Origin of the sequence: Armatimonas sp., assembly GCF_043757465.1 — a bacterium.
Lineage (GTDB): Bacteria > Armatimonadota > Armatimonadia > Armatimonadales > Armatimonadaceae > Armatimonas.
Map to the genome: position 1 here is coordinate 136,291 of NZ_JAYVPL010000158.1, position 25,048 is coordinate 161,338.

Annotated in this window: 18 protein-coding genes; 15 read left to right on the forward strand and 3 right to left on the reverse strand. The window is 55.6% G+C overall.

From position 1 onward, the window contains the following. The first annotated feature begins 238 nt into the window (after positions 1-238). The 6 genes from ACH2ED_RS22505 (at position 239) to ACH2ED_RS22530 (ending at position 9,530) form a co-directional block, all read left to right on the forward strand. Positions 239-2,428 (forward strand): polysaccharide biosynthesis tyrosine autokinase, encoded by a 2,190-nt coding sequence (locus tag ACH2ED_RS22505; RefSeq protein WP_395094988.1) that lies wholly within the window; start codon positions 239-241, stop codon positions 2,426-2,428. Continuing rightward, positions 2,428-3,657, forward strand: a complete 1,230-nt coding sequence (locus ACH2ED_RS22510; protein WP_395094989.1) for a polysaccharide biosynthesis/export family protein — start codon at positions 2,428-2,430, stop codon at positions 3,655-3,657. Before ACH2ED_RS22505 ends, ACH2ED_RS22510 begins: the two co-directional genes overlap by 1 nt. A gap of 72 nt (positions 3,658-3,729) precedes the next feature. Continuing rightward, complete coding sequence (locus ACH2ED_RS22515) at positions 3,730-5,274, forward strand: hypothetical protein (protein ID WP_395094990.1); 1,545 nt, start codon at positions 3,730-3,732, stop codon at positions 5,272-5,274. Beyond that, the gene (locus ACH2ED_RS22520; protein ID WP_395094991.1) at positions 5,267-6,448 is read left to right on the forward strand and encodes a glycosyltransferase family 4 protein; all 1,182 of its coding nucleotides are present in this window, start codon (positions 5,267-5,269) and stop codon (positions 6,446-6,448) included. The genes ACH2ED_RS22515 and ACH2ED_RS22520 overlap by 8 nt, the downstream gene beginning before the upstream one ends. A gap of 19 nt (positions 6,449-6,467) precedes the next feature. Next, on the forward strand, positions 6,468-7,610 hold the full coding sequence (locus ACH2ED_RS22525) for a glycosyltransferase (protein WP_395094992.1): 1,143 nt from the start codon (positions 6,468-6,470) through the stop codon (positions 7,608-7,610). Positions 7,611-7,625: 15 nt separating this feature from the next. Continuing rightward, positions 7,626-9,530 carry an O-antigen ligase family protein gene (locus tag ACH2ED_RS22530; RefSeq protein WP_395094993.1) on the forward strand — a complete coding sequence of 635 codons (1,905 nt, stop codon included), beginning with the start codon at positions 7,626-7,628 and terminating at the stop codon, positions 9,528-9,530. Between the two features lie 2 nt (positions 9,531-9,532). Here ACH2ED_RS22530 and ACH2ED_RS22535 read toward each other — a convergent pair whose 3' ends face one another. Then, a complete protein-coding gene (locus tag ACH2ED_RS22535) occupies positions 9,533-9,760 on the reverse strand; it encodes a hypothetical protein (RefSeq protein WP_395094995.1) in 228 nt (75 codons plus the stop codon). Continuing rightward, on the reverse strand, positions 9,675-10,550 hold the full coding sequence (locus tag ACH2ED_RS22540; RefSeq protein ID WP_395094997.1) for a hypothetical protein: 876 nt from the start codon (positions 10,548-10,550) through the stop codon (positions 9,675-9,677). Before ACH2ED_RS22540 ends, ACH2ED_RS22535 begins: the two co-directional genes overlap by 86 nt. Positions 10,551-10,740: 190 nt before the next feature. Here ACH2ED_RS22540 and ACH2ED_RS22545 point away from each other — a divergent pair, with 190 nt between their 5' ends. The 7 genes from ACH2ED_RS22545 to ACH2ED_RS22575 all read left to right on the forward strand — a co-directional run bounded on the left by ACH2ED_RS22545 (position 10,741) and on the right by ACH2ED_RS22575 (position 21,592). Beyond that, positions 10,741-11,733, forward strand: coding sequence for a formylglycine-generating enzyme family protein (locus ACH2ED_RS22545; protein WP_395094998.1), 993 nt, complete (start codon positions 10,741-10,743; stop codon positions 11,731-11,733). A 149-nt stretch (positions 11,734-11,882) separates the two neighbouring features. Next, a complete protein-coding gene (locus tag ACH2ED_RS22550) occupies positions 11,883-13,190 on the forward strand; it encodes a sulfatase (RefSeq protein WP_395094999.1) in 1,308 nt (435 codons plus the stop codon). Further along, entirely contained in the window at positions 13,187-14,785 is a 1,599-nt protein-coding gene (locus ACH2ED_RS22555) for a M66 family metalloprotease (RefSeq protein ID WP_395095000.1), read from the forward strand. Before ACH2ED_RS22550 ends, ACH2ED_RS22555 begins: the two co-directional genes overlap by 4 nt. Further along, positions 14,782-17,244 carry a heparinase II/III family protein gene (locus ACH2ED_RS22560; protein WP_395095001.1) on the forward strand — a complete coding sequence of 821 codons (2,463 nt, stop codon included), beginning with the start codon at positions 14,782-14,784 and terminating at the stop codon, positions 17,242-17,244. The genes ACH2ED_RS22555 and ACH2ED_RS22560 overlap by 4 nt, the downstream gene beginning before the upstream one ends. 10 nt (positions 17,245-17,254) lie before the next feature. Next, on the forward strand, positions 17,255-18,811 hold the full coding sequence (locus ACH2ED_RS22565; protein WP_395095002.1) for a sulfatase-like hydrolase/transferase: 1,557 nt from the start codon (positions 17,255-17,257) through the stop codon (positions 18,809-18,811). A gap of 178 nt (positions 18,812-18,989) precedes the next feature. After that, positions 18,990-20,537 carry an arylsulfatase gene (locus tag ACH2ED_RS22570; RefSeq protein ID WP_395095003.1) on the forward strand — a complete coding sequence of 516 codons (1,548 nt, stop codon included), beginning with the start codon at positions 18,990-18,992 and terminating at the stop codon, positions 20,535-20,537. Next, positions 20,534-21,592 carry a sialate O-acetylesterase gene (locus tag ACH2ED_RS22575; RefSeq protein WP_395095004.1) on the forward strand — a complete coding sequence of 353 codons (1,059 nt, stop codon included), beginning with the start codon at positions 20,534-20,536 and terminating at the stop codon, positions 21,590-21,592. The genes ACH2ED_RS22570 and ACH2ED_RS22575 overlap by 4 nt, the downstream gene beginning before the upstream one ends. 424 nt (positions 21,593-22,016) lie before the next feature. Here the strand turns inward: ACH2ED_RS22575 and ACH2ED_RS22580 are convergent, their stop codons facing one another. Continuing rightward, the gene (locus ACH2ED_RS22580; RefSeq protein ID WP_395095047.1) at positions 22,017-22,286 is read right to left on the reverse strand and encodes an AMP-binding protein; all 270 of its coding nucleotides are present in this window, start codon (positions 22,284-22,286) and stop codon (positions 22,017-22,019) included. A 127-nt stretch (positions 22,287-22,413) separates the two neighbouring features. Between ACH2ED_RS22580 and ACH2ED_RS22585 the strand changes: the two genes are divergently transcribed. Next, complete coding sequence (locus ACH2ED_RS22585) at positions 22,414-23,307, forward strand: dienelactone hydrolase family protein (RefSeq protein ID WP_395095005.1); 894 nt, start codon at positions 22,414-22,416, stop codon at positions 23,305-23,307. A gap of 13 nt (positions 23,308-23,320) precedes the next feature. Further along, the gene (locus ACH2ED_RS22590) at positions 23,321-25,048 is read left to right on the forward strand and encodes a sulfatase-like hydrolase/transferase (RefSeq protein WP_395095006.1); all 1,728 of its coding nucleotides are present in this window, start codon (positions 23,321-23,323) and stop codon (positions 25,046-25,048) included.

Below are 25,048 nucleotides of genomic sequence, written 5' to 3' on the forward strand. Positions count from 1 at the left end.
TCTGCCTGTGTTACAATGGCGCAAGTGTGCGTCTTGGGATGATTTCACAATTTAGAGGAAGATAAGGAAGCTGCGAAAAAATTGGGAACGCTTGACAGCGTGATTTCGTAAGACTCCCTTGTGTTTAAATGTCCTCTGTGTTTTTGTCCCCGCTGGATTTCCAATTCACTCAACGCTCAAAGTTGCGCAGAGAGTGTCATGGTTTTTGGCAGAGGGCATTTGAGTTTTAGGAAAGTGTATGCAAGAGCGAACTGATTTATCGGCTGAGGGGTCCCCATCTATATCCCTGAGCGAATACGGCGGCATCCTGCGGCGGCGGCGTGCCATTATTCTGCAGACCTTCGTCATCGTCTTGGTTGCGGGGGTACTGATAACCCTCTTTCAACCGCTGGTCTACCAGGCGAGTGCGCGTGTCTTACTGGAACCCCCATCTTATTTGATTCAGACCGCCAACAACGATCCGCTTGCTGAGCTTTTCAAGCTCAATTCCCCCTACTCACCTCCGACCCAGGTAGAGCTCCTCAAGAGCAGCGCTATCAAGAAACGGGCCGGGGAGCTCATGACCAATGGGAAGTCTCTCACCAACTACTCCGTCGTTCCTGTCGAGGGTGGGACATCCATTGTGGAAGTGATAGCTGAGGGAGACGATCCCAATGCGGTCACTGAGACTGCGAATAAAATTCTCAAAGCCTATATTGATGAGGTCAAGGACAAGGGGTCAGAAAAGCTTGACTTGGTCTATGCAGAAGCGGAGAAAAATCTTAATAAGCACCGGTTGGCAAAGAACAAGGCAGAAAGGGATCTGCTGAAATATCAAAAGGATAATCAAATCTCCGAGCTGACGATTCAGGCTGAGGCCAATCAGAAGCAGCTTGGTGAAGTGAGTCAGCTCTACCAGAAACAGCTTAGCGAGATCAACTATCTCACGACACGTATCGGCGAGATTGTTGGCTACATGAATCGGCAGAAGAAAGAGCGTCTGCGCCCTGGTCTTCTCGGGATTGAGCAGGATCCAAACTGGGAAAGTATCCAAAGAACAATCGCCGATAAAGATGCGATTATGGCCGCTGCTAAAGAAGAACTTGGCGACGATAATGATCGGATGCGTGCATTAAAAGCGGAGTATAGCCGTATTACACAGTATGCTACAGCCTATAAGAAAGGCTTTGAAAAGAAGAATTTAATTCGTGATCCCACTTACGAAGGTTTTGATGTTGAACTTAAGAAACTACGGATTGACTTGGCTAGTTCTGAGCGCTCAGCTCAGCCGAATTTAGCTGCAATTCAAACATTAAGCAGTCGGCTTAATAAGGTTCCCGACTTTACAAGCCGTATTGCTGATCTTAAACAGATCCAAACAAATGCTGCTGGCCGTATCGACTATTTTAGTACGAAAATGCAGGATATTGAGCTGCGTAAAAATGCTAAGGTTGAGAGCAGTCGCGTCATTGAAGACGCTGTTGTACCGGGAAACCCTGTTCGTCCAAACAAACCTCAGAATATTATGTTTGCAGGGCTGTTAGGTGTCTTTCTGGGGCTCTGTCTTGCACTTCTTCAGGAGTTATTGGATGATCGTATCAACAGCCCGGAAGAAGCAGAACGTGTGCTACGTCTACCAAACCTGGGGCATGTGCCGCTTGTTGAGGAGGAGGGGCTGCGCCTGATTCGGGATATCAGCACCTTCTCGCCCTTGATGGAATCGTACCGAAGTCTTCGAACCAATATTAACTTTGCCGCCGTAGGCACCACTCTGCGAAGCATAGTGGTGACTTCATCGGTGCCAGCGGAAGGAAAGTCCACGACTGCAGCCAACCTGGCGATGGCGATGGCACTGGATGGCAAGCGAGTCATTATCGTGGACGCGGACTTGCGTCGTCCAAGCCTGCATAAGCTCTTCCGGCAGGAGTCGTCTCCAGGTCTGACCGATATACTTGTGGGAACCCATGAGATCTCTGAAGTCATACGCCCCTGCGGTGTGGAGAATGTAAGTGTGATTGCAGCAGGCTCGCCCCCCCCCAACCCTGCTGAGCTTTTAGGCTCGGCGAGGATGGTTGAGCTTATTGCACAGCTGGAGTCTCTGGCTGACATCGTTCTCTTTGACTCACCGCCAACTCTAGCGGTGGCAGATAGTGTGGTTCTAGCCGCCCGAGCAAATGGTGTACTACTGGTGATTGGTTACGGAGAGACAAAAAAAACAAACGCCCGTCAGGCAGCTGAGCGACTGCAACGGGCCAATGCGCGCGTATTGGGAACCGTTCTCAACCGTGTGGAGGGTACAAGTTCCGGTTATTACTATGGGAAGTACTATGTCCCTGCCTCTGTGGAGAGTAGTCGGACTGGACGAGGGGTTGCGGAGCCAACAGCCCGAGGGATAGAAGCAAGTAGCGAGACATCGGAAAACGAGCCGCTGGGAAAGGGACGTGATTGATGATATTTGCAAAGGTACTCTGCGGCAATGTGCTCGCACTCGTCGTTTTAGGAGCGGTCTTGCCGCAGTCGGGTTGGGCGCATGGTAGTCCTACAGTAACTCAAGAGAAGCTTGCTGAAGATTATCGAATTAATCCAGGTGACGTTGTCTCAATCATCGTCATCAATCACCCTGAGTTTTCCCTCAATGGTCAGGTTTTACCGGATGGGACTTTTGTTTTCCCTATTCTAGGGAAAATTACTGCTGCGGGGCGCACACGTGATCAAATTGCTAGTGAGATTGCCAAGGGGCTGAAGGAGAAAAAACAGCTCACCCGTCCCAATGTGACGGTGAATGTTGTTCAACGGGAACCACGTGAAATCACAATTTTAGGAACTGTTCGTGGAGCGGGTAAGCTAGTTCTCAAGGAGAACTGGACTATATTAGATGCCTTAGGGGCTGCCGGTGGAATTGCTTCAGGCAGTGCTTCGGCAACAACTCGTTATGAATTTTATAAAGCCGATTTATTTCGTGATGCAAAAGTAATCCCTCTTGATCTTGCTAAGATCTATGCCAATGACTCTGCGCACAACTTACTTCTGAAAAATGGAGACATGATTAATGTGACGGTTCTTGATCGTAATCAGATCACTGTTACTGTGATTGGAGAAGTGGGCGCAGGGCGTGGTGGTACTGTTGAACTCCCTAAAGATGGCGCGATTCTCTCGTTACTCAACGATTTAGGTGGGGTAACGGATAAGGCGGCACTATCTAAGGCGACAATCCTGCGTAAGGGGAAGGTTCTTAAAGTTGACTTGCGTGGCTATAAAAAGGGAAAAATTGAAAACGATATCCTACTTGAAGGTGGAGATGTCTTGACGATCCCGAAATTAGAGGCTCGTTACAAGATCAACGGAGCCGTTGGGAAACAAGGTGAGCAAGATTATCCCGATGATCGTACTCTTACCCTTTTTGATGCTCTAACAATTGCTGGGATTCCCCCTACTGGAGCGGACCTCAAGAAGGTGAAGCTCACACGTGTGGAAAAAGGAGTCAGTACCACTGAGGAAATCAATATTGAGAAGATGCTTAAAGGCGATCGTTCTCGAGATAAGGAAATTCAGCCTGATGATGAAATTTTCGTCCCTGCAACTGATCCAAATAAACGTAAATGGGGTTCCACACAGGATTTCTTAGGTTTGCTTGGGCTCTTGCCCAGCCTGTATTTTATTTTCCGTGGACGGGGTTAGTGATAAGAGGTTTGAAAAGGAAGTTGGTAGTGGGCATCTCCTACCAGCTTCTTTTATGTGCGAGGTCACATAATGTCTGACGCGAAAAACATACTGATATATCTGAAGGCTAAATTTGCTGGATGGGGAGGGGTTGGCTGCCAAGTAGGTATTGCTAATTTGGCGTTAATGTCCCCGGTTTTGATGGGGAGTTTCAGTGAACTAGCACGTGCTGGTGACTCAATGAGTTTACCAATCCATTACTGCATTGCTATTTTGGTATTTGTAATGATCTGGGCTTCGTTGGAATTTTCTGCCACAATTGGTGTGGTTGCTATGTTTGTCTATCTCGTTTTACTTGGGGCCATACGACGTGGACTGATTCCTTCTACGGGTTATATTAGTAACGACCCCATTACGCTTGTTAGCGTTTTAGTAGGGGGAGTATTTTTCTTACGCATGGTATTGATGCGCAAAATACCAAGGCATACTCCTGTCGCACGTCTAATATCTGTTCTGATTATTCTCATGATTCTGGAAATTTTCAATCCATTGCAGGGAGGGATTGCTGTTGGTATTGGTGGGGCTGTTTTCAAATTGACTCCCCTATTTTGGTATTATGTTGGTATTAATAAAGGTAGCCGTAGTGTTGCAAAAAAAGTTTTTATTGTTTTCATTATACTCGGTATTTTTGAAACATTTATCGGTTTAAGACAAACTGCTGGTTTGACTGAGGTTGAGAAATTTTGGACTCTTGTGAACCGAGGCGCTACTCAGGCAGTATCAAGAGATGTCTTCCGTTCCTTTGGGACATTACTCTCGTTTTCTGAGTATGTTACTATTCTGAATATGGGGGTGGCGTTGTGCTGGGTTGCTATTTTACGACGTCGCTATGTTTATCTCATACCATTCACTATTCTTGCTGGTGCTCTTGTTTTGTCCTCTTCCCGCGGAGGAGTAATTAATCTTTTCCTGATGATGGTTGTGGTTTGGGCTGTTCAAGCCAAAAGTTATCGGGCTTGGATACCTCGTCTTGTTGTCGCTATTGTCATAGCCTTTTGGGGACTGACTCTTGGAATAGAAAAGGCGAAGGAAATAGACGTTGATGACCGAACTGCAGTGTTGCTAAATCATCAAATCAGAGGATTGAGTGATCCCTTAGGTTCAAATTCAACCGGTGGCTCGCATATATCACTTATTGGGAACGGGATTCTTCGTGGTTTTCTTACTCCCACTGGTATGGGATTGGGAACTGGGACAATTGCCGCAACCAAATTTGGTACCGGTCAGACGGCGACGGAAGCTGATTTCTCAGATATGTTTGTGTCACTGGGATTCATTGGAGGAATTCTTTATATCCTAATATGTTTTCGAATCTGTGTAACAATAGGGCGGTATTGGCATGATGCGCGTGATTATATTGCCCTGAGTGTTATTGCGCTGATGACAGTTTGCCAAGGAAACTGGCTAGCTGGAGCGCATTATTCGCAGTCAATGATCCTTTGGTTTTTAATTGGGACAATGGATCGTGTGAACTGGCAGTATCGCCAGTCTATTGCAAAAGAGCTTGTTTTACCTGCAAGAAAACTGGAATTGCCGGAACTTTCGAGCCGGTTAATTGACAATGCGAGTGTCTGAACCTCTTCGCGTTTTCTATCTTGATCATACGTCGAAATGGTCAGGCGGGGAAATTGCATTGTTTCGTACACTGACTGCACTAAATCATGAACAGATTAATCCCGTGGTTTTGTTGAGTGTTGAGGGAGAATTTGCTACACGATTGCGCAGAGCGTCTCTCGAGACGATTATTGTGCCTCTTGAGGAGCGTTTGCGTGAGGTTCGTAAGGATACTTTGCAAAATCCGACTTTGCGGTCTGTGGGGTTTGGGATGTCCTATTTGCGCTACGCCTTCGCACTATCTGCTATTCTACGCCGTCAAAAGGCAGATTTGATTCACTGTAATTCCCTGAAATCTGATATTTATGGAGCGCTGGCGGGAAAACTCGCTGGTGTGCCTGTGCTTTGGCATGTTCGTGACCATATTGATCCTTCCTACCTTCCTCAACGCGCGGTAACTGTTTTTCGACGGCTGGCTCGAAGTATTCCCTCGGGTGTCCTTACGAATTCTCTTAGTACTGAGAAAAAATTATTTCCTTCAGGTTCTGGTAAGCAGCGTTGCCGAGTTATCTATGATGGTTTGATGGACAGTGAGCTACAAACGCCCTGCCCATTGCCCTTTGATCACTGGAATCATCCGTTACCTCAGATTGGCTTACTGGGGAGAATTGTCCCCTGGAAAGGGCAGCATATCTTTTTGGAGGCAGCACGGAAGCTCACAGATCGCGGGGTCAAGGCTCATTTCCAGGTGATTGGTGCTCCTCTTTTTGGGGAAGCCGTGTATGAGGCACAGCTACGGCAGCAGGCTGTTAGTCTCGGAGATCAAGTGAGTTTCTTGGGATTTCGTAGCGATGTCCCTGAGCTTCTTCGGGGATTAGATATATTGGCACACTGTAGTATTACTCCTGAGCCATTTGGGCAAGTTGTGATTGAGGGGATGGCGGAGGGACTCTCTGTCGTCGCAAGTGACGGAGGAGGGGTTCAAGAAATCATCCAGCATGGGGTAAATGGTCTACGTACACCTATGGGTGATGCAAGTGCTCTGGCAGATACTCTGGAACGGCTTCTTCTGAACCCAGCGGAGGCAAGTGCTCTGGGCCAGGCGGCCTACAAGCACGTCCGTGAAAAATTTACCGCTGCACATTCGGCACGTGCTGTAGAATCATTTTATCGAGAGCTGCTCGGTAGAGAATAGGTTGAGGTAAAGAGAAGACGTGCGGATTGCGATTGTCCATGATGACTTAACCCAGCGTGGGGGAGCCGAACGGGTTGTAGAAGCAATGCACCAGATCTGGCCCGATGCACCTGTCTATACATCTGTCTACGATCCTGCGGGGACTTTTTCTTCATTTGCTCAGATGGATGTACGGACATCTTTCATGCAGAATATCCCTTTTGCTGCGCGGGCGAAGTATAGTAAGCTTTTCCTGCCCCTCTATCCCATTGCTTTTGAGACACTTGATTTGCGTGGTTATGATGTTGTCCTATCTCATGGGACACGATTTTCTCAGGGAGTGTTGACATCACCTGAGACTTGCCATATTCATTATTGTCATACTCCTGCTCGTTTTGCTTGGCGTTATTATGAGTATGTCGAAGAAGGCCAATTCGGACGTCTTGCTCGAATCCTATTGCCTATTATTATTCATCATTTACGTCAATGGGATCAGCTTGCCGCGCAACGGATAGATTATTTTTTTTCTAATTCATACAATATTGCTCGGCGTGTGCTGAAATTTTATCGCCGAGATTCTGATATTCTTTACCCTCCTATTGATGTGATGCGTTTTACTGTTGTTGAGAATCCTTCCTCTGACTATTTACTGGTTGTGTCGCGGTTGTTGCCTTACAAAAGAGTGGACTTGGCGATTGAAGCATGTAATCAACTGAAAATTAGACTGAAAGTTGTTGGTAGTGGGCCAGATTTACAGCGCTTAAAGAGTCTTGCGGGGCCAACAGTTGAAGTACTAGGGCGTGTTCCCGATGGTGAAGTTGAGGGGTTATTTGCGAACTGCCGGGCTTTTCTATTCCCTGGGGAAGAAGATTTTGGTATTGCACCGTTAGAAGCGATGGCTGCGGGCCGTCCTATTATCGCTTATCGTGCCGGAGGAGCTATGGAGACGGTCCTGGAGGGAGATACGGGACTCTTTTTTAACGAACCGACTACTGCATCTTTAGTGGAGGCGATTGGTCGCTTGGATCATTCTACTTTTGCGCCGGAACGTCTGAGGGCGCATGCGGAAACATTTAGTTTGGAAGCATTTCAGAAACGCCTGCAAGTGCTAGTGGGTCTACGTTTGGCAGAGCACCGTGCCCGTTACGATCAGATCTCTCCTCAACCGAAGGGGCCGTTGTGATCTTGAGGTCTTTTTATGGGTAAATCTTCTGATCCCTGGGAGCGACGGGACGCGGAACGGGCTCGGTTTCGTAAGAAACAAGGCGAGCCCCTCGATCTTTTTGATGAGCTGCAGCGAAGCCAGAGGCCTCTAGGACTCTTGATCTGCCTCGCTGTGCTTCTTGCGGCAGAAATTCCTCTGATTTCCTCCATCGTGAGACTTTTTCTCTCGGTGGGGGCAGTGGTCGGGTTACTGCTACTGCTTGCTTCGTGCCGAGACTATGCAGAGCCCTTTCAACGCTATGTGAGGCGTGGGCCGACAGTTGCATGGGCTGTTTGCTTGCTCTGGGGAGGTGTCAGTTTCTTTCTTGCTCCGGATCGGACTGTGGCACTGGGGGAAGGAATCCGGTTACTTGCCGGGGCGGGGGCCTACCTGGTGACATCCTATGCTCTGCGTGAGCGACGTGAGCTTGGCTTGGCACTTGGGGGAATCTTAGCCATTGCCTGTGGGATTGCACTTTACGATATTGCACATTTTGCCCAGAAGATCGGTTTCACAAATCACTTCACGGCGGATAATATCAGTATTCTGGGGACACATGAGAGTATCGGGTCGCTTCTGGCACTGCTCTTACCACTTGCGCTGGGGCTGGGGCTCTCTGGTGCGCTGCCTGACTGGGCGCGGCTGGCAGCTCAGGCTGTCGTGCTTATTTTGGGTTTTGCCTGGATCATGACGCGTTGCCGCTCCGCATGGCTGGGGGGGAGTATTGGCCTGCTTCTGATTGGCTATCTGTTCTGGCGTTATCCGCCGCTTTCGAAGAAAAAAGAGCACCGTGGTGCACACTCTTGGCGGCAAAAAATAACCTCTCCCATTGTGATTGTGATTGGGGCACTGGTTGTGATGGCGCTTGTGGGAGGCCTAGCACCGTTGCTCTCAAATCGTGTGACGGGTCTTGTTAACCTGCTGGAAGATGGCTCACTGGGTATCCGTATGATCATGTGGAGTGGGGGACTGCGCATGCTCTCACTGAAGCCGCTGTTCGGGTGGGGGCTGGGTAGCTACCTGTTGTTGCAGGGGCGCTGGACTAACCTAGGAGATGGGCCTGAGCAAGTGACACTGAATGGTACGGGACATCAGAATATTGCGCATAACTACTATGTTCAGTGGGCGGCGGAGACGGGAGTTGTCGGGTTATTTCTGTTATTATTTTCGGTTTTTGTGCTGCTTTTTAGTGGGTGGCGAGCGTTGGCACGGGTGCGAGACCCGGGGGAGCGCACGTTGCTAATTGCCTGCCTTGCAGCGTTGAGCGGAGGGTTGGTGGAGGTGAACGGTTCTCCCGCTTTCCAGTTCTGTGGGGTCTGGGCAGTTTTTTGGTCACTGGCTGGGGTGCTCATGGGGGTGATTCGACAGACGGGGGAGGATCCCTTACCACACCGTGCACGTTTTGGGTATGGCATAGTAGCACTCGCTGCGGCACTTATTTGTGGGGGAGCAGTCTGGCTGGGCAAGCTGCTCTGGGATCCGCGCGGGCAGCCACGGGGAGTCTTTCAAATCATGGAGCGGACACACGGCCCCTACTATCCCGGGGAAACCGTGCGCTGGCGGGCACTCTACCGCAATGGCTGGGGCAAAGAGCAGGGAAGCCATCCGGCAACCACTTGGGTGACTCCGGTCTGGTTTGAGCAAGGAGGAAGTCGTGTACCGCGGCCTGTGAAGAGCCAGGAGTGGGCACTCTGGCGTGAGGAGTTCAATGCAAGTGATCTTTTGCGTGGTTTCTCCGAGCTCTCCTTGCGACTGCCTCCTGGTGAGACGGGGATGCTGCAGGTACAGGCGGGCTTCGAGGATGAATTTGGTCGCACGTACTCAGCCTCCCGGGTGGTAGACGTGGTCGAGGCACCACCTGCGAAGAAAAAGCCTACTGCTAAGCTCCAGCCTCACTGAGATTATTTCTGGAACAAAACAATTGCCGAGAGCGGCTCTAAAACAATACGCCCCTGAAGTACGCGTAGGCTGCGGATTCCGGCGCTTTGGTGATCCACTACCTGTTTCCAAGCCCCTTTGGGCAGGGGAAAAACACTGGGTTTCTTACTTCCATGCAGTGCCACTAAGATCTGCCGCCACGAGTCGCCCACCAGAGCGCCGTTGAGCTGAAACGCGACTCCGTTCTCCATGGGCACGAAGGTGAGAGCACGCTGCACTTGCTCGCGGGTGCTCAGACGAAACGTGGTTTGTGCGCGGCTCCAGCGGGCACCTAAGTCCGCACGCAGGGGCGTAGTGGAAAATGGAGTCGGAGAGCGCCTCGCGCACATAGACCGTGCGCCAGGGCTCGCTGTCAAACTGCGCCTGAATCGGCTGGGCTACTTCGAGCGCGGTGAGCTTACGGGCCAGCTTGAGACGAAACGACTGGTATTTTGTATCGGTTTCCGTGGGCTTCAAGCGTGCAGGGAGTGCCGTCGGAGCCGCCACGATCTCTGGCTGGTTCACTGAGTCTGCGATTGTCTTCTGCGCGAAATCCACCACAAAGCGAACGAGCTGCTCCTGAGACAGGAGAAGGGTGAGATTCGCGCCCCCTGCCACAAAGCCCGCGCCGTAGTTCTCGTCCCAGGAGCCGCCTCGCGTGAGTTTGTAGGCATAGCTTCCGGCAGGTAGCTTGGCCACCAGCTCGAAGCGGCTCTCACTCAGGCGCGTCATCTGGGTTTCGCTCCCCGCTGGGTTCCACTCTTGCCCGCCTAGGGCCTTCTGAAGTGTTCCCGCTAGCACCACGCGATTGGGATCACGCACGGGCATCACCTTATCGCTGCCTTGCACGCCAATAACGGCAATCGCGTGACCGTTCACCTGGGCGCGGAACTTTCCCGCCAGTGCTTTGGGGTGTGCGGACTCGGGTAGCCACACCCGAATCTCATCCAAAGCGTCCAGAAATGCGGGTGCACCGGGTACAGGAAGGTAGGGGCGTATCATCGTGTTTATTTTACCTGCCCTGAACCGCAATGCATTGTCTACCGTAAGAGTACCAATATGGGCACGGCGGGCCGTTCAACGAAGATATCTAAGTTGTCTCGCTCTTGAAAGGAGGAAAAGCGCCCCAAAGAGAGTACTTCTACTGGGAGCTGCACGAGCTTTAGGATCTCCTGGTCCCTAAAATAAAACGATGAAAACGACTCTCTTATTCGGCTGTGCTTTGTTGACGATAACCGGCTGTACGAAATCGGCTCCCAAACTGCCTGTGGCAGTCATGGAAAGCACAGAGGATATGGTCTTTATCAAAGAGGGGAGCTTTCGGATGGGCAGTGACGATCCACGCTTTCAGGATGCACAGCCGGTGCATAAAGTGACCTTGGCGGGTTTCTGGATGGACAAAAATCTTGTCACGAACGCCGAGTTTGAAGAATTTGTCAGGGCCACCAAGTACCAGACGATTGCGGAGCGGCCGCTTGATCCCAAAGAGTTCCCTGGGGTGCCACTCGATAAACTCGTGCCCGGAGCCGTGGTTTTTACGCCGCCTGATCATGAGGTGCGGCTCGATGATATGACCCAGTGGTGGAGCTATGTCCCCAAGGCAAGCTGGCAGCACCCCGAAGGGCCGACGAGTGATCTGAAAGGCCGAGAGAGTCATCCTGTAGTGCATGTTGCCTATGAGGACGCGGCGGCCTACGCAAAGTGGGCCGGCAAGCGGCTTCCGACTGAGGCGGAGTGGGAGTTTGCCGCGCGTGGTGGGCTAGATCAGAAGCCCTTTGTCTGGGGGGATGAGCTCACTCCTAAGGGCAAGCAGATGGCCAACACCTTCCAGGGAACCTTTCCTAACAAGGACGAAAACACCGATGGCTTTGCACACACATCGCCTGTGGGGAGCTTCCCGGCTAATGCTTTTGGTCTGAACGATATGGCGGGTAATGTCTGGCAGTGGTGCTCGGACTGGTACCGCCCGGATTATTTTGCAAAGAGTCTGGAAAAGAGCCCGAAAGGCCCCGAAGACAGCCTGGATCCTGATGAGCCGGGAATCTCTAAGCGTGTCCAAAAAGGTGGCTCGTTTCTGTGCTGCGACCAGTACTGCTCCCGCTACATGCCCGGTGGCCGTGGCAAGGGGGATATCAATACGGGCAGCTCCCATGTCGGGTTTCGTTGTGTAAAGGATAAGCCGTAAGCAGTACGCGAGCTGGGGCTATTTTGACTACCGGATGAAGGAGGAAGGCTTCCAGGAGGGCTACCAGTCCATGCCCTGTGATTGGGGCAGTAACTCAGCGCGAAAACGCGGCTCCTTCAAGCTCCTCAAGGAGATCACAGGCTCGTAATATGCAAACAAAACCTAACTTCGTCTTCTTTCTCACCGATGACCAGCCGTACAATGGCCTGAGTTGCACGGGCAATCCTGTCCTAAAGACTCCGAATTTAGACTCGCTTGCCGCCGAGGGCGTGCTCTTTGAGAAAGCCTTTGTCACCACGGCGATTTGCTGCTGCAGCCGCGCGAGTCTCTACACGGGCCAGCACATGCGTCGCCATGGGGTTGGAGACTTTAAGACACCGCTCTCGGCGGCACAGTGGCAGCAGACCTTTCCCGCACTTCTGCGACAAGCGGGCTACCGCACGGGCTTTTTGGGCAAGTTTGCCATTGGTGCGCCTCAGCCCAATGGCGCACTGGCTCTCCCCGCCGACCAGTTTGATCTCTGGTACGGGTTCCCGCAGAGTATCGCCTTCAAGCAAGTGATCAATGGCAAACCGCGCTACTTGACCACCATCATGACCGAAAAAGCCGTTGCGTTTCTGAAGGAGACGAAAATAGGGCAGCCGTTTTGTCTGATTATCGCGCTGAAGGAGCCGCATGGGCCGCTGGACTACTTCGACCCGGAGTACAAAGACGCCTACACCAACGCGACTATCCCGCCGCCGAAGAATCTCAACCGCGCGTCGTTTGAGGCACTCCCCGAGAAAGTCCAGAGCAGTCTCGGAGCAACTCCGGAGTGGTTTGAGAAGCCCGCCACCTACCAGGCGGCGCTGCGCAAGACCTACGCCTACACCGACCGCGCCGATGCTGCCGTGGGCGAGATCTGCCGGGCACTTAAGGAGCAGGGGCTGGAACAGAACACCGTGGTGATCCATCTCTCGGACAACGGCTCGATGGACGGTGCGCACGGGCTCGATGGGAAGTGGCTGATGTACGAGGAAGCGATTCACGTGCCGCTGATCATCTGCGACCCGCGCCTGCCAAAGTCAATACGGGGACGGCGCTCTCAGATGGCGCTCAATATAGACCTCGCCCCGACCATTTTGGCGATGGCGGGAGTCCCAATTCCCAAGGGCATGCAGGGGCGCGACCTCCAGCCGATCTTGCGCAGCCCCAAAGCCAGGGGCCGTGCTGACTGGTACTACGAACACACCTACAACACCGATCCGCCGCGCAAGCCGATCCCTAAGAGTGAGGGCGTCCGCACCGAGCGCTGGAAGTACATCCGCTACACAGAACAACAGCCGCCGCTGGAGCAGCTCTTTGACCTTGCCGCCGACCCGCAGGAAGAGCATGAGCTGGCCGGGGATACCGCGCACACGAAGACACTGCGCCAGCTACGCGAGCGTTGCGATAGCTACCGAAAGACACTGCGATGATGAAAAACACACAGATAGACACCCGCATTGAGGCGGTCTATCTCGCCCAGACCCATGTGATGAAGCCCAGCCAGCCCTACTTTCGCCTGACGGGCAACCGGGAAGCACTGCTCAAGGTGCACGTGGTCTCGGCGAGCGGCGCGGCGGCGCCGCCGGTGCAGGCGCTTGTTCGGAGCAAAGGGGAGACGGCGATGCTGACCCTCAAAGGACCCACGACTCTGCCCAAAGCGCTCCCCTCCGAGCCGGGCGTGGTGCAGCACCGCTTTGAGGACAGCTTCACGGCGATGATCCCTGCGCGCCTCGTGCGTCCGGGGCTGAGTATCGAGGTGCGCACAGGCGACCAGAGCGTCCGGCACGAGCTCGTGGTAGGAGCGCCCACTCTGGTGAAGATGAAGATGTTCGACATCCACTACTTCGGGCGCAAGGGCAACGACTACCCCGAGGGCATCTTCAAGGAGCTGGAGGCCAAGTGGCCCGTGGCGGGCTTTGAACTGGAGCGTGTGCGGAATATCAACTTCCCGGAGCTGGTGATTCCGCACCGGGCTGCGGTGGAGAACCCGCCCGTGAAGGTGGCCTCCCCCGAGGAGTATCTGGCAAAGACCGGGAAGAAGTTCGATGGCGAGCAGGCCGCGGCGCTCCAGTGGGTCGGGGCGCTCTCGCGTGCGGGGGGCAACCAGGATGTGGCGATGTCCTATGTCACCATCATGGGCGTGCCCGCCGGTGGACAAGCGGGTGGCTACAATGGCGTGGGAAGCCCGAGTGTGGGGATTATGAACCATGAGCTGGGGCATGCCTTCAGCCTCCCGCACATCGGGGAGGAGAAAACCTACCCGTATCGGGGCGCGATGTACGGGATTCCCCCGCCCAAGGTCTTTCACGAAGTCCATGTCGGGCCGACCTGGGGCTTTGACCTGCCGTCCAAGACCTTTCTCCCCCCCACAGTGCAGCAGTCGTCAGGGCGCTGGGTGGCAGGAACCTACAAGGCCGACCCCATGCAAGGCGGCGGTAGCGGCGACCAGGAGAAACCGTTCCGCCTGCGCCACTTCTCTGACTACAATGTCTTTAAGATGCAGGCGTATCTAGAGCGAAAAGTGGCGGTCGCACGCGCGGGGCAGTTTTTCAAGTGGGATGAGGCGACGGGGGACTACACGAAGAAAGTGCAGACCGATGGAGTGCACTACCCAACCGAGGTGGAGGTGCCGGTCATCAGTGTGATGGTCTCAGTCTCGCTGGCCTTCCCCGATGTCAACCTGTCCTACCCACCCATCGGTCCGTACAAAGGCAACCGTATCCGCACCTTCGACCCGCGCGTCCCCGCCGACCGGGATGCTGCGCGCGCCGCGTTCGCTCCCAAGGGCGGCTGTGACTTCTCGCTCAAGGTCACCCAAGGGGGTAAAGAGCGCTTGTACTTGCTTCCGGTGAGTGGAACCGAGGGCGCCGACACGAGCAAGCCACTCGGGCTGGCGACAGCGGCGGTGAACCTGCGCGGCGACGATGGCCCGGTGACAGCCGTGGAGCTGCTCCATACGCCTGGGGCGGATCGGGCCGGGCTACCGGAGAGCCCCAAGGTGCTGGCACGGTGGGGGAGCAAGTGAGTCCGCTCCCCACCACACGACCGCTGATCTGGGTGACTCCGGCCGACCGTACCCCGATTCTGGCGAAGATTGCCGCGCAGCCCTGGGCCAAGACAGTCTTCTCCGCCCTCCAAGCCGGGGTCAAAGACGAGCTCGTGCAGCACCAGCGCGACCGTGATGCCTACCTGCGCGGCTTCCCGCTGATCCCAAGCCCCGCTGGCCCCACTGCCCACCCCACTTTTGCCTACCAGGGGGCAAACGGCGCACGTCCCAACCAGGCGGCCCGGCAGAAGCTCATGCACTATGTCCAGGTGGGGATCGACTGTGGGGTGCTGTATTTTCTGACCGAGGACAAGGCCTACGCCGCCTGCGCCGCGGATATTCTAACCGTCTTCGCCGAGGCTATGGTGCAGCTCAAGCCCTCCGAGGCGGTCGGCAATGGCGGCTATCTCTACCCCAGCGATCATCTGCTCGAGGCACGTATTCTTGGGGCGCAGATTCCGCTAGTCTACGACTTCGTGGCAAGCTATCTGCAAGCTGGAGCCACGGTCTACGATCTGGCGACTCGTCAGGCACGGCGCTTTAACTTCGAGAACGGGCAGACGGTCTTTCGGCGCTACGCAAGGCTCGCCATTGACCATGGGCTGATCAACTGCAACTGGCCCGTCTTGGAGATGCCGTCTCTAGCGCACAATGTCCTCGCTCTGGACGATCCCGCTGAGCGTGCGCACTTGCTGACTTTTGTCACCCAGGAGAGCACGCGCCACCAGGACGCGCTCAAGAAAGTGTTGGGACAGTACGCAAGGCCCGACGAGATCTGGCCCGAGTCGTTCCAGTACTCGGGCGGGGTGTCGTCTCTGGCTACCTATCTTGTGGCCCTGATGGAGCGCCAGGGACTTGCCGCCTCGCTCACCGAAAACTACGCCAATATCCCGCTCTCGCTGGCGCGGATTCAGGAGCTGCGCTTCCCTAATGGGGAGAATATTCGCTTCGGCGACGGACCCCGCAAGGGCGGCGCCCCCTACGACTCGTTTGAGATCGCCTACGCCCTAGGACAGCGCCTCGGTGATACCAAACTCCAGACGCTCTTCGGGGGGCTGATCAATTTAGGAATGGCGAGCAAGCAGTACGATCGTGCGAAGGCCGATGGCCACAGTGGAGGAGCCAATCCCTACTTTGCGCCACTACAGCTTCTCTGGTTCTCCCCGAAGATCTCAATCTCAGGCAAGCTCGTGCCTCCCGTACCAAAGGTGACGGATACACTGCCGTTTGTGGGAGCCGTTCTCCAGCGAAATCTCTCGCCGACGCGGGATCCGAAAGACGCCCTGATGGCAGTGGTTAGTGGTGGCTCGCATGTTCATGGGCACGCATCGGGGATGGCGCTGGAGCTCTACGGCAAGGGGCAGGTTCTCGGAGCGAACGCGGGTAAGGGCAGCTACACCACCGATGAGCACGAGAACTACCGCCGCCTCTTTGCCGCCTACAACACGGTGATTGTCAACGGGGCCAGCCGGAGCTCGGGCGGGTGGGTAAACCTCGGAACGGATACGGTGCAGATAGCCGCGATGGAGCCCAAGCCGGGAGAAAAGCCACTTTCGACGTCGTGCTCCTTCTCGCTCACGCGCTTCACCGACAACAAGAGCCCCGGGGCGAAGGCAACCCAAGAGCGCCTCGTTGCGCTGGTGCGAACGTCGGCGACCACCGGCTACTACGTCGATATCTTCCGCTCCCGCGCCCTCCCCGACACCCTGGAGCAGTTTCACGACTATGTCTACCATAATGTCGGCGATGGGGTAGAGCTGATATCTGAGCCGTCCGGCCTGACACTCTCTGACGCCCCGGGGCGGTTTCGTCCGGTGCCGGGCGCTGTGTGGAAGCAGAACAGTAGCTATCTCTGGCCCGGCTGGCATGTCTTTGACAAGGTGCAGACATCGGCGGTGTTTTCGGGGAGCATCACAGCGCATTTTCACGCCAAGGCACTGCCCGGCATGCGGCTCTTTCTGCCTGGCGTTGCGGGACGTGAGTACGCACGCGCCCTCGCTCCGTCTACCCACGACGCTCCCACTCCCTACGACAGCGCCCCGACTCCGGTTCTTGTCGTTCGCCAGCGCGGCGAGGCTTGGAACCGTCCCTTCGCCGTGGTCTATGAGCCGGTAGGGAACGGTGAGGGCAAGGGAAGCATCGTCTCCGTCACGCCTCTCACCGACGAGAAAGGGCTGGCGGGCCTGACTGTCGTGAGTAAGCTCGCCGGGTGGACACTTACCCAGCATGTTCTGGTTCGTCCGTGTCGCCTCCCCACGCTCGGCCTGGAGCTCATGGGGCAGTTTGCGGTTGTCACTCTCGGTGAGCGAAGCCAGGCGACGGTACTCTATCTTGGGGAGGGAACCTCTCTACGCCATCAAGAGAACCGACTGAGCGCACCAGGCGAGCGTCGCGTCACTGCCGCACCGGCGACAAAGACAAAAACGAGCCGTCGCTGAAGGATTTAACATGACTGTCAAGATTGGGATAGCCTTGGTCAAAATTATCGCACTTGCTCTCTGCATTGGATCGCTGGCTACAGCGAGAGCCCATGCCAACAAGCCCAATATCGTCTTTATCCTCGCCGACGACCTGGGCTATGGCGATATCGGTTGCTATAACTCAGAAGCCAAAGTCGCCACCCCGAACATTGACCGGCTGGCACGCGAGGGGATGCGTTTCACCGATGCGCACTCGCCCTCCACGGTCTGCACGCCCAGCCGCTATAGCCTCTTAACGGGCCGGATGGCTTTTCGGATTCCGTATCGGAGTGTCTTTGAGGGCGTCGGTGGCCCTTGTCTGATTAAGGAGGATCACCTCACTCTGCCGCAGCTACTCCGCAATCAGGGCTACACCACCGCCATGACGGGCAAGTGGCATGTCGGCCTGAGCTTCTTTGATAAAAACGGGCAGCACATCACCCAAGGTGGCGTGGAGGGCGTGAAGCAGATTGACTACTCGCGTGCCATTCCGGATGCCCCGATCCATCGCGGCTTCGATCAGTTCTTCGGCACCGCGTGCTGCCCGGGTACGGACTATCTCTATGCCTTTATTGAGGGCGATCGGATTCCGGTGCCGCCCACCGGGATGCTCGATAAGTCCAAGCTCCCTAAGCACCCCTATGCCAACGACAACCGGGCCGGCATGATCGCGCCGGGCTTTGATCTTGAGGAAGTGGACATGGTCTTCCTGAAAAAAAGCCAGGAATTTTTGGAGAAACATAAAAAGAGCGATCCAAAGAAACCGTTCTTTCTTTTGCACTCCATGAACGCGGTGCACCTGCCCTCGTTTGCGTCGAAGCGGTTTCAGGGCAGTACGAAAGCCGGGCCGCACGGGGATTTCATCCATGAGCTCGACTACATTGTTGGCGAGCTGATGAAGACCCTGAAGCGGCTTGGGATGGCGGACAATACCGTGGTGATGTTCTCCAGCGACAATGGCCCCGAGACCACCAGTATCGTCCATATGCGCGCCGACTATGGCCACGACGGCGCACGGCCCTGGCGCGGGGTGAAGCGCGATCAGTGGGAGGGCGGACATCGCGTCCCCTTTATCGTCCGCTGGCCGCAGAAGATCGCTGCGGGCAGTAAAAGCGACCAGACGATCTGCCTCACCGATGTCATGGCGACCTGCGCGGCGATAACCGGCACCGTGCTGCCGGACAATTCCGCCCAAGACAGCTTCGATCTGCTGCCCGTGCTGCTCGGTAAAGGGGGTGGGGGGCAGGCCCGTCCCTACACCCTGCATCAGACCATCAGCCTCGCGCTCGCCATCCGTAAAGGCCCCTGGAAGTACCTAGATCACAAAGGCTCAGGGGGCAACAACTACAACAACCCGGAGCTAAAGCGCTTCGCCCTACCCGACACCGCCCCCGACGCGCCCGGCCAGCTCTACAATCTCGAAACCGATCCCGGCGAGACGACAAATCTCTACTTCAAGCACCCGGAGCTCGTCAAGGAGCTGAAGGCGCTTTTGGAAAGCAGTAAGGCTCAGGGGCGTAGCGCCTCGAAAAGATCGCGACCGTGAAACCTAGCGTCGCAGTGACGCCTCCAGAGCGTGGCTTCATTGCGTCGGTTGCACTGGGCGTCGGTTGCACTGGACACCCGATGGCCTCGAATGCACCCTCCACTCAGGCAAAGCGCAAACCGTTCTGCGCAAGCTGACGATCACTTAACAAACAACAAACATGAAAATAATCGCAGAGATGCCTAAATTGACCAAGCCCAACATTGTTATCATTCTTGCCGATGACCTTGGCTACTCCGACCTAGGGTGCTACGGTAGCGAGATCGCGACCCCGAACCTAGACTCTCTCGCCCGAAATGGCCTGCGCTTCACGCAGTTCTACAACACCGCGCGCTGCTGGCCCAGCCGAGCGGGCCTGCTCACAGGCTACTACGCCCAGCAGGTTCATCGTGATGCCCTGCCCACGGTGCCTGGCGGGGTCCAGGGCGTACGGCCACCGTGGGCCCGTTTGCTGCCCGATTTCCTCAAGCCCGCAGGCTACCGTAGCTACCACAGTGGCAAGTGGCACATCGATGGCAAGGTGCTCGATGGTGGCTTCGACCGGTCGCTCAACATGAACAACCCAGGCAACTTCTTCACGGCGAGGGGCAACGCCATAGAGGATAAGCCGGTGCGTCCCCCCGCGGATGAGAGTGGCTACTATGCCACGATTGCCACGGCGGATCATGCGATAGAGTGCCTGAAGGACCACGCGGCCAACTACTCCAACCGGCCCTTCTTTCAGTACGTTGCCTTCCACGCACCGCACTTCCCACTGCACGCGCTGCCGCAGGACATCGCCAAGTACCGTGATAAATACCTCGCGGGTTGGGACGTGATGCGAAGCGCGCGCTTTGGCCGACAGAAAAAAATGGGCGTTACCCAGACAACTCTCTCCGCGCTGGAGCGTGATATCGGCCCGCCCTACGCCTTCCCCGACGACATTAAGAAGCTCGGTCTTGGTGAGGTCAATCGCCCCGTGGCGTGGGACTCGCTGACGAAAGAGCAAAAAACCTTCCAAGCGACGAAGATGGCGATCCATGCTGCGATGGTGGATCGGATGGACCAGGAGATTGGACGTATTATCGCGCAGCTCAAGACGATGCAGACCTACGAGAACACGGTTATCTTCTTCGCGTCCGACAACGGTGCCAGTGCCGAGATGATGGTGCGCGACGGCGGGCACGATCCCGCTGCGCCGCCCGGCAGTGCGAAGAGCTATCTGTGTCTTGGCCCTGGATTTTCCAGTGCCTGCAACACACCTTTTCGACGGCACAAGACCTGGGTACATGAAGGCGGTATCACCACGCCACTCATTGCACACTGGCCTGCGGGCATCCGCGCCCGAGGTGAACTTCGTCACACGTCTGGGCACGTCATTGATATCGTGCCGACCGTGCTGGATCTCGCCGGTGTCCAGAAACCCAAGGAATGGAAGGGTGAGCCGATCCCCGAGGCACCGGGCCGGAGTCTCGTTGCCGCCTTTGCCAAGGATGCACGCATCGCACGCGAGAGCCTCTGGTGGCTACACGAGGGCAATCGCGCCGTGCGTGTAGGCGACTGGAAGCTGGTCGCGGCCAAGGGCGATCCCTGGGAGCTCTACGACATGCGAACCGACCGCGCCGAGCAGCTCAACCTTGCCGCGAAGCTGCCGGGCAAAGTCAAGGAGCTGGAGAGTCTCTGGCAACGCCAGACCGATCGTTTCACCGAGCTTGCTCGGACGACAGTTTCAGAGAGAAAAAAATGAAGAAAGTATCTATGGTGCTCTGCCTGCTGGCAGGGTTGTTTATCTCGGGCTATGGCGCGGCGGGGCAGTCACTACCGAGGCCCGATGCAAAACCAGCCGACCTCACAAAGCCGGTCAAGGTGTTTATTCTGCTGGGACAGTCGAACATGCTCGGAATGGGGGACGTTGGCCCCGAGGCGACCAAGGGGACTCTGGAGTACGTGACCAAGACGGAGAAGAAGTACCCGCACTTGGTCGATACGGCGGGGCAGTGGACGGAGCGTCGCGATGTCCGCTACGCCTTTGTCATGCAGAACCGAGGGAGCATGCAGGTCGTGCAGAACGACTGGCTCTCGGTGCGCGGCAAGGCGATCGGACCCGAGGTTCAGCTCGGTCATATCCTAGGCCAGGCACTGGACGAGCCCGTGCTGATTCTCAAAGCCTGCATTGGGAACCGAAGCCTCGGCTGGGACTTACTTCCGCCGGGGAGCGAGCGCTTCGTGTTTGAGGGCAAGACCTACGCGGGATACAAAGACGATACGCCATCGTGGGTGGAGGGGGAAGCAAAGAAGCCCGTTGCCTGGTATGCTGGCAAGCAGTACGACGACGATACCACCAACGCAAAGAAAGTCCTGAGCGAGCTTGGCAAGTACTATCCCGGTGCAGAAAAGTATGAGATCGCAGGGTTTGTCTGGTGGCAGGGGCACAAGGATCAGAATCCGGCGCATGCCAGCCGCTACGAGCAAAACCTGGTGAACCTGATCAAGAGCCTTCGCAAAGACTTCAATGCCCCAAAAGCGCCGTTCGTGCTGGCTGTGGGCTGCGGGAACCCTGGGCGTGCGAGCTTCGGGCTGCAGATCGCCGAGGCGCAGCTTGCGATGAACGATACCAAGAAGCATCCAGAGTTTGCTGGTAATGTGCTATGCGTGGAATCCCGGGATTTCTGGAAAAGCAAGGAAGTCTCCCCGAACCAAAAACAGGACTACCACTACTTCCGTAATGCGGAGACCTACATGGAAGTCGGTAATGCTCTGGGCTGGGCCATGGCTAAGCTTCTGAACAAGACGAACAAATGAAACAACCCAATATCTTGCTGATTCTCACAGACGGCCAGAGCCCTGAGCTTACCAGAGCATTTTTTGAGTCGTGAAAGCCATAGGGACAAGTGCACTTTTTGCGGTGACTGGCTGGGCGGGCGAATCTGCCCAGGAGGCTTTGGCGGGGATCGTCTCGCCCTTCATGACCAGAGAGAGAGGGGGCCGAGCTGTGAGTCGTCTTGCAGCTGTTTGTTGTAGAGGACAATCGCTCCACTGCCGACACTACAGCCCTCCCCGATAGAAATAGTACCCAATTTCATCACGCGGTCCTCAAAGCGGCTAGGTTTGCGATTTATAGGTTCGAATGAGGATTTTTTTGCCCCAAAGACCACCCCGAAGGCAAGTAGCACACTCGTCGTAATGCTAAGTGAGGCCGGGCCTGGAAGTAGTATCCGGGAAACCCTCAAAGTGCTCCCGCTGGGGGAGGCGCAAGCTGGGCACGCCCATCCAGATTTGCCCCGGCTCCGACTCGGTTTGTGCCGCGTCTCTCAGGTCGCAGAGCCATTGCTAAGATGGTCTCGATGCCACGAGGAAGCACCAAAGTAACTCTATCACCGTGCCGGATGCCTCGCGACTGAAGGGCATGTGCCCATTGATTGGTGAGTTTCTCTACTGCCGCATAGGACAGTGCTCCTGAATCAGAAAGACAAAGTCCGACATACTTAACATAGATTTTCGGTCAGCCTAGTGTCATAATAAATGCGGCCTCCTCCTATTGCGAAAAGAAGCCTAGGAAAAGTTCCTGTGGGATTGCTTAATCGCTGTAGGAGAAAGTCTCGTTTTGGAAAGGAGTTTTGGCTATGGAACGAAAAAAAGCGACAGACTATCCGCAAGAGCTACTCAACTTATTTGACATCTATGTGCATGGGGGAATTGACCGCCGGACGTTTCTGGAGGGAGCGCAGAAGTTCGCCACCGGGACACTCACGGCGACTATGATTTGGGAGAGCCTGCGGCCCAACTATGCGTGGGCTCAACAAGTCCCCAAAGACGACAAACGGATCAAGACTGAGATCGTCACAGTTCCCTCGCCCAAGGGCAATACGAGTATCAAGGGCTATCTCGCAAAGCCAGCAACAGCCAAGGGGAAGCTGCCCGTGGTGCTGGTAATCCATGAAAACCGTGGCTTGAATCCCTATATTGAGGATGTGGCGCGGCGGCTGGCGACGGAGAACTTTATCGCCTTCGCCCCCGATGGGCTCACGTCCGTGGGTGGCTACCCGGGTGACGATGAAAAAGGCGGGACACTATTTCGGACCGTAGATAAGCAGAGGATGAACGAGGATTTTATCGCGGCGGCACACTGGCTGAAGGCGCGCCCCGATAGCAACGGCAAGCTTGGTGCCGTCGGCTTTTGTTTTGGGGGCGGCGTGGTTAATATGCTAGCCGTCACTCTTGGGGCAGAACTTGCTGCGGGCGTGCCGTTCTACGGTGCTCAGCCGCCTGCCGCCGATGCCGCGAAGATTAAATCGCCTTTGCTCATTCAGAACGGCGGTCTGGACAAGCGCATCCTCGACGGCTCGCCTGCCTTTGAAGAAGTGCTCAAGGCCAACCATGTCCCGTTCACGACCCATGTCTACGAGGGAGCCAACCACGGCTTCCATAATGACACCACGCCGCGCTACGACGAAACAAACGCCAAGCTGGCGTGGAAGCGGACACTCGAATTTTTCAATAAACACACGCGCCGTTAGACATGGGATCTTTATGCAACACTCTTCATTCCTCAATTTATGCGCCTTCGCTTTGACTCTGGGCACGCTAACCGAACCGGCACGGGCACAGGCTCCACCCACGAAACCCAATGTGCTCTTTATTGCCGTGGACGATCTTCGTCCCGAGCTAGGCTGCTACGGCAACACGGTTATTAAGTCGCCTAATATTGACCGTCTTGCAAAATCCGGTATGGTCTTTTTGCAGGCGTACTGCCAGCAAGCCGTGTGCTCCCCGTCTCGTAGCTCGCTACTTACGGGCCGTCGCCCCGATGCGACCAAGGTCTGGGACTTGGTGACGCACTTCCGCGCCGCCTTGCCTGATGCCGTAACTCTACCGCAGACGTTCAAGCAAAACGGCTACCACACAGCAGCGCTCAATAAGATCTACCACCACGGCTATGAAGACGGGCGCTCGTGGAGCGAGCCACACTGGTACTCCAGCGGTCAGACCATCGATACCGACCAAACCGACTACACCAAGCGCACGGTTGTCCGAGTTCCCGGCGGCGTCAAAGAGTTCTCCAAAGAGCTTCCCACCGCCGATGCCGACGATCCCAAGGCGAAGAAAGGCCCGGCATTTGAGCGCAGCCCCAAGCCCGAAGACCAGCTCCCCGACGGCGCTGCCGCCGCTGAGGCTGTCAAGCGACTGCACTCCCTGAAACAGACGGGCAAGCCGTTCTTTCTCGCGGTGGGCATGGCCAAGCCGCACCTGCCGTTTATCTCGCCGCAAAAGTACTGGGACCTCTACGACCCGAGTAAGATTCCCGGTGCGGACAACGACACGCTCCCCGAGGGTGCGCCCAAGTTCGCCGGACACGACAACGGCGAGCTTCACGGCTACCCCAATATCCCCGCAGGCAACCCAATCTCGCCGGAGCTAAGCCGCGAGCTGCGCCACGGCTACTACGCGGCGATTAGCTACATGGACGCTCAAGTGGGGAAAGTGCTGGATGCGCTGAAGGCCGAGGGGCTGGATAAAAACACGATTGTCGTGCTCTGGGGCGACCATGGCTGGCAGCTCGGGGATCACGGGCTCTGGCACAAACACACCAACTTTGAGCGAGCCACGCATGCGCCGCTGATTATCAGTGTCCCCGGCATGAAGAACGCGGGGAAGAAAACCGTGTCGCTTGCCGAGTTTGTGGACATCTACCCGACGCTGGCGGAGCTGGCCGGACTCTCCGTACCAGTGGGTCTGGATGGCACGAGCCTGAAGCCGATCTTAGACAATCCGTCGGCCTCCGTGAAGAAAGTCGCGATCAGCCAGTACCCGCGCAGTGCCGACGGTGAGCCGGTGATGGGCTACAGTGTCCGTGACCCGCGCTGGCGGCTCACTCTCTGGCGGAGCCGAAAGACCAACGCGACAATCGCCACAGAGCTCTACGATGAGCAAAACGACCCCAAAGAGCTTGTCAATGTCGCCAGCAAGCCCGAGAATGCGGTAATAATCGCACGACTGACGGCGGAGCTAGAGGTGGCCTACAAGGGAATCGGGGCAGTAGCAATACCAAAGATTCTGCCTGCGGCAAAGCCTGCGACGGATCGAAACATACTCTTTGACAAGCGCGACACCAACAAAGACGGCAAGCTGACATTTGAGGAGTTCATGATGGGCCAGAAAGACCCAGAACAGGCCAAAGAGCGCTTCGCAAAATTCGATGCGAACAAAGACGGTGTGTTAAGCCGCGAGGAGTTTGTGAAGATGGGAAAACAGAGCTAA

Coding starts and splice junctions, on each gene's coding strand:
- ACH2ED_RS22505 (WP_395094988.1), top strand. CDS start 239: ATGCAAGAGCGAACTGATTTATCGGCTGAGGGGTCCCCATCTATATCC.
- ACH2ED_RS22510 (WP_395094989.1), top strand. CDS start 2,428: ATGATATTTGCAAAGGTACTCTGCGGCAATGTGCTCGCACTCGTCGTT.
- ACH2ED_RS22515 (WP_395094990.1), top strand. CDS start 3,730: ATGTCTGACGCGAAAAACATACTGATATATCTGAAGGCTAAATTTGCT.
- ACH2ED_RS22530 (WP_395094993.1), top strand. CDS start 7,626: ATGGGTAAATCTTCTGATCCCTGGGAGCGACGGGACGCGGAACGGGCT.
- ACH2ED_RS22535 (WP_395094995.1), bottom strand. CDS start 9,760: ATGGAGAACGGAGTCGCGTTTCAGCTCAACGGCGCTCTGGTGGGCGAC.
- ACH2ED_RS22540 (WP_395094997.1), bottom strand. CDS start 10,550: ATGATACGCCCCTACCTTCCTGTACCCGGTGCACCCGCATTTCTGGAC.
- ACH2ED_RS22545 (WP_395094998.1), top strand. CDS start 10,741: ATGAAAACGACTCTCTTATTCGGCTGTGCTTTGTTGACGATAACCGGC.
- ACH2ED_RS22550 (WP_395094999.1), top strand. CDS start 11,883: ATGCAAACAAAACCTAACTTCGTCTTCTTTCTCACCGATGACCAGCCG.
- ACH2ED_RS22555 (WP_395095000.1), top strand. CDS start 13,187: ATGATGAAAAACACACAGATAGACACCCGCATTGAGGCGGTCTATCTC.
- ACH2ED_RS22565 (WP_395095002.1), top strand. CDS start 17,255: ATGACTGTCAAGATTGGGATAGCCTTGGTCAAAATTATCGCACTTGCT.
- ACH2ED_RS22570 (WP_395095003.1), top strand. CDS start 18,990: ATGCCTAAATTGACCAAGCCCAACATTGTTATCATTCTTGCCGATGAC.
- ACH2ED_RS22575 (WP_395095004.1), top strand. CDS start 20,534: ATGAAGAAAGTATCTATGGTGCTCTGCCTGCTGGCAGGGTTGTTTATC.
- ACH2ED_RS22585 (WP_395095005.1), top strand. CDS start 22,414: ATGGAACGAAAAAAAGCGACAGACTATCCGCAAGAGCTACTCAACTTA.
- ACH2ED_RS22590 (WP_395095006.1), top strand. CDS start 23,321: ATGCAACACTCTTCATTCCTCAATTTATGCGCCTTCGCTTTGACTCTG.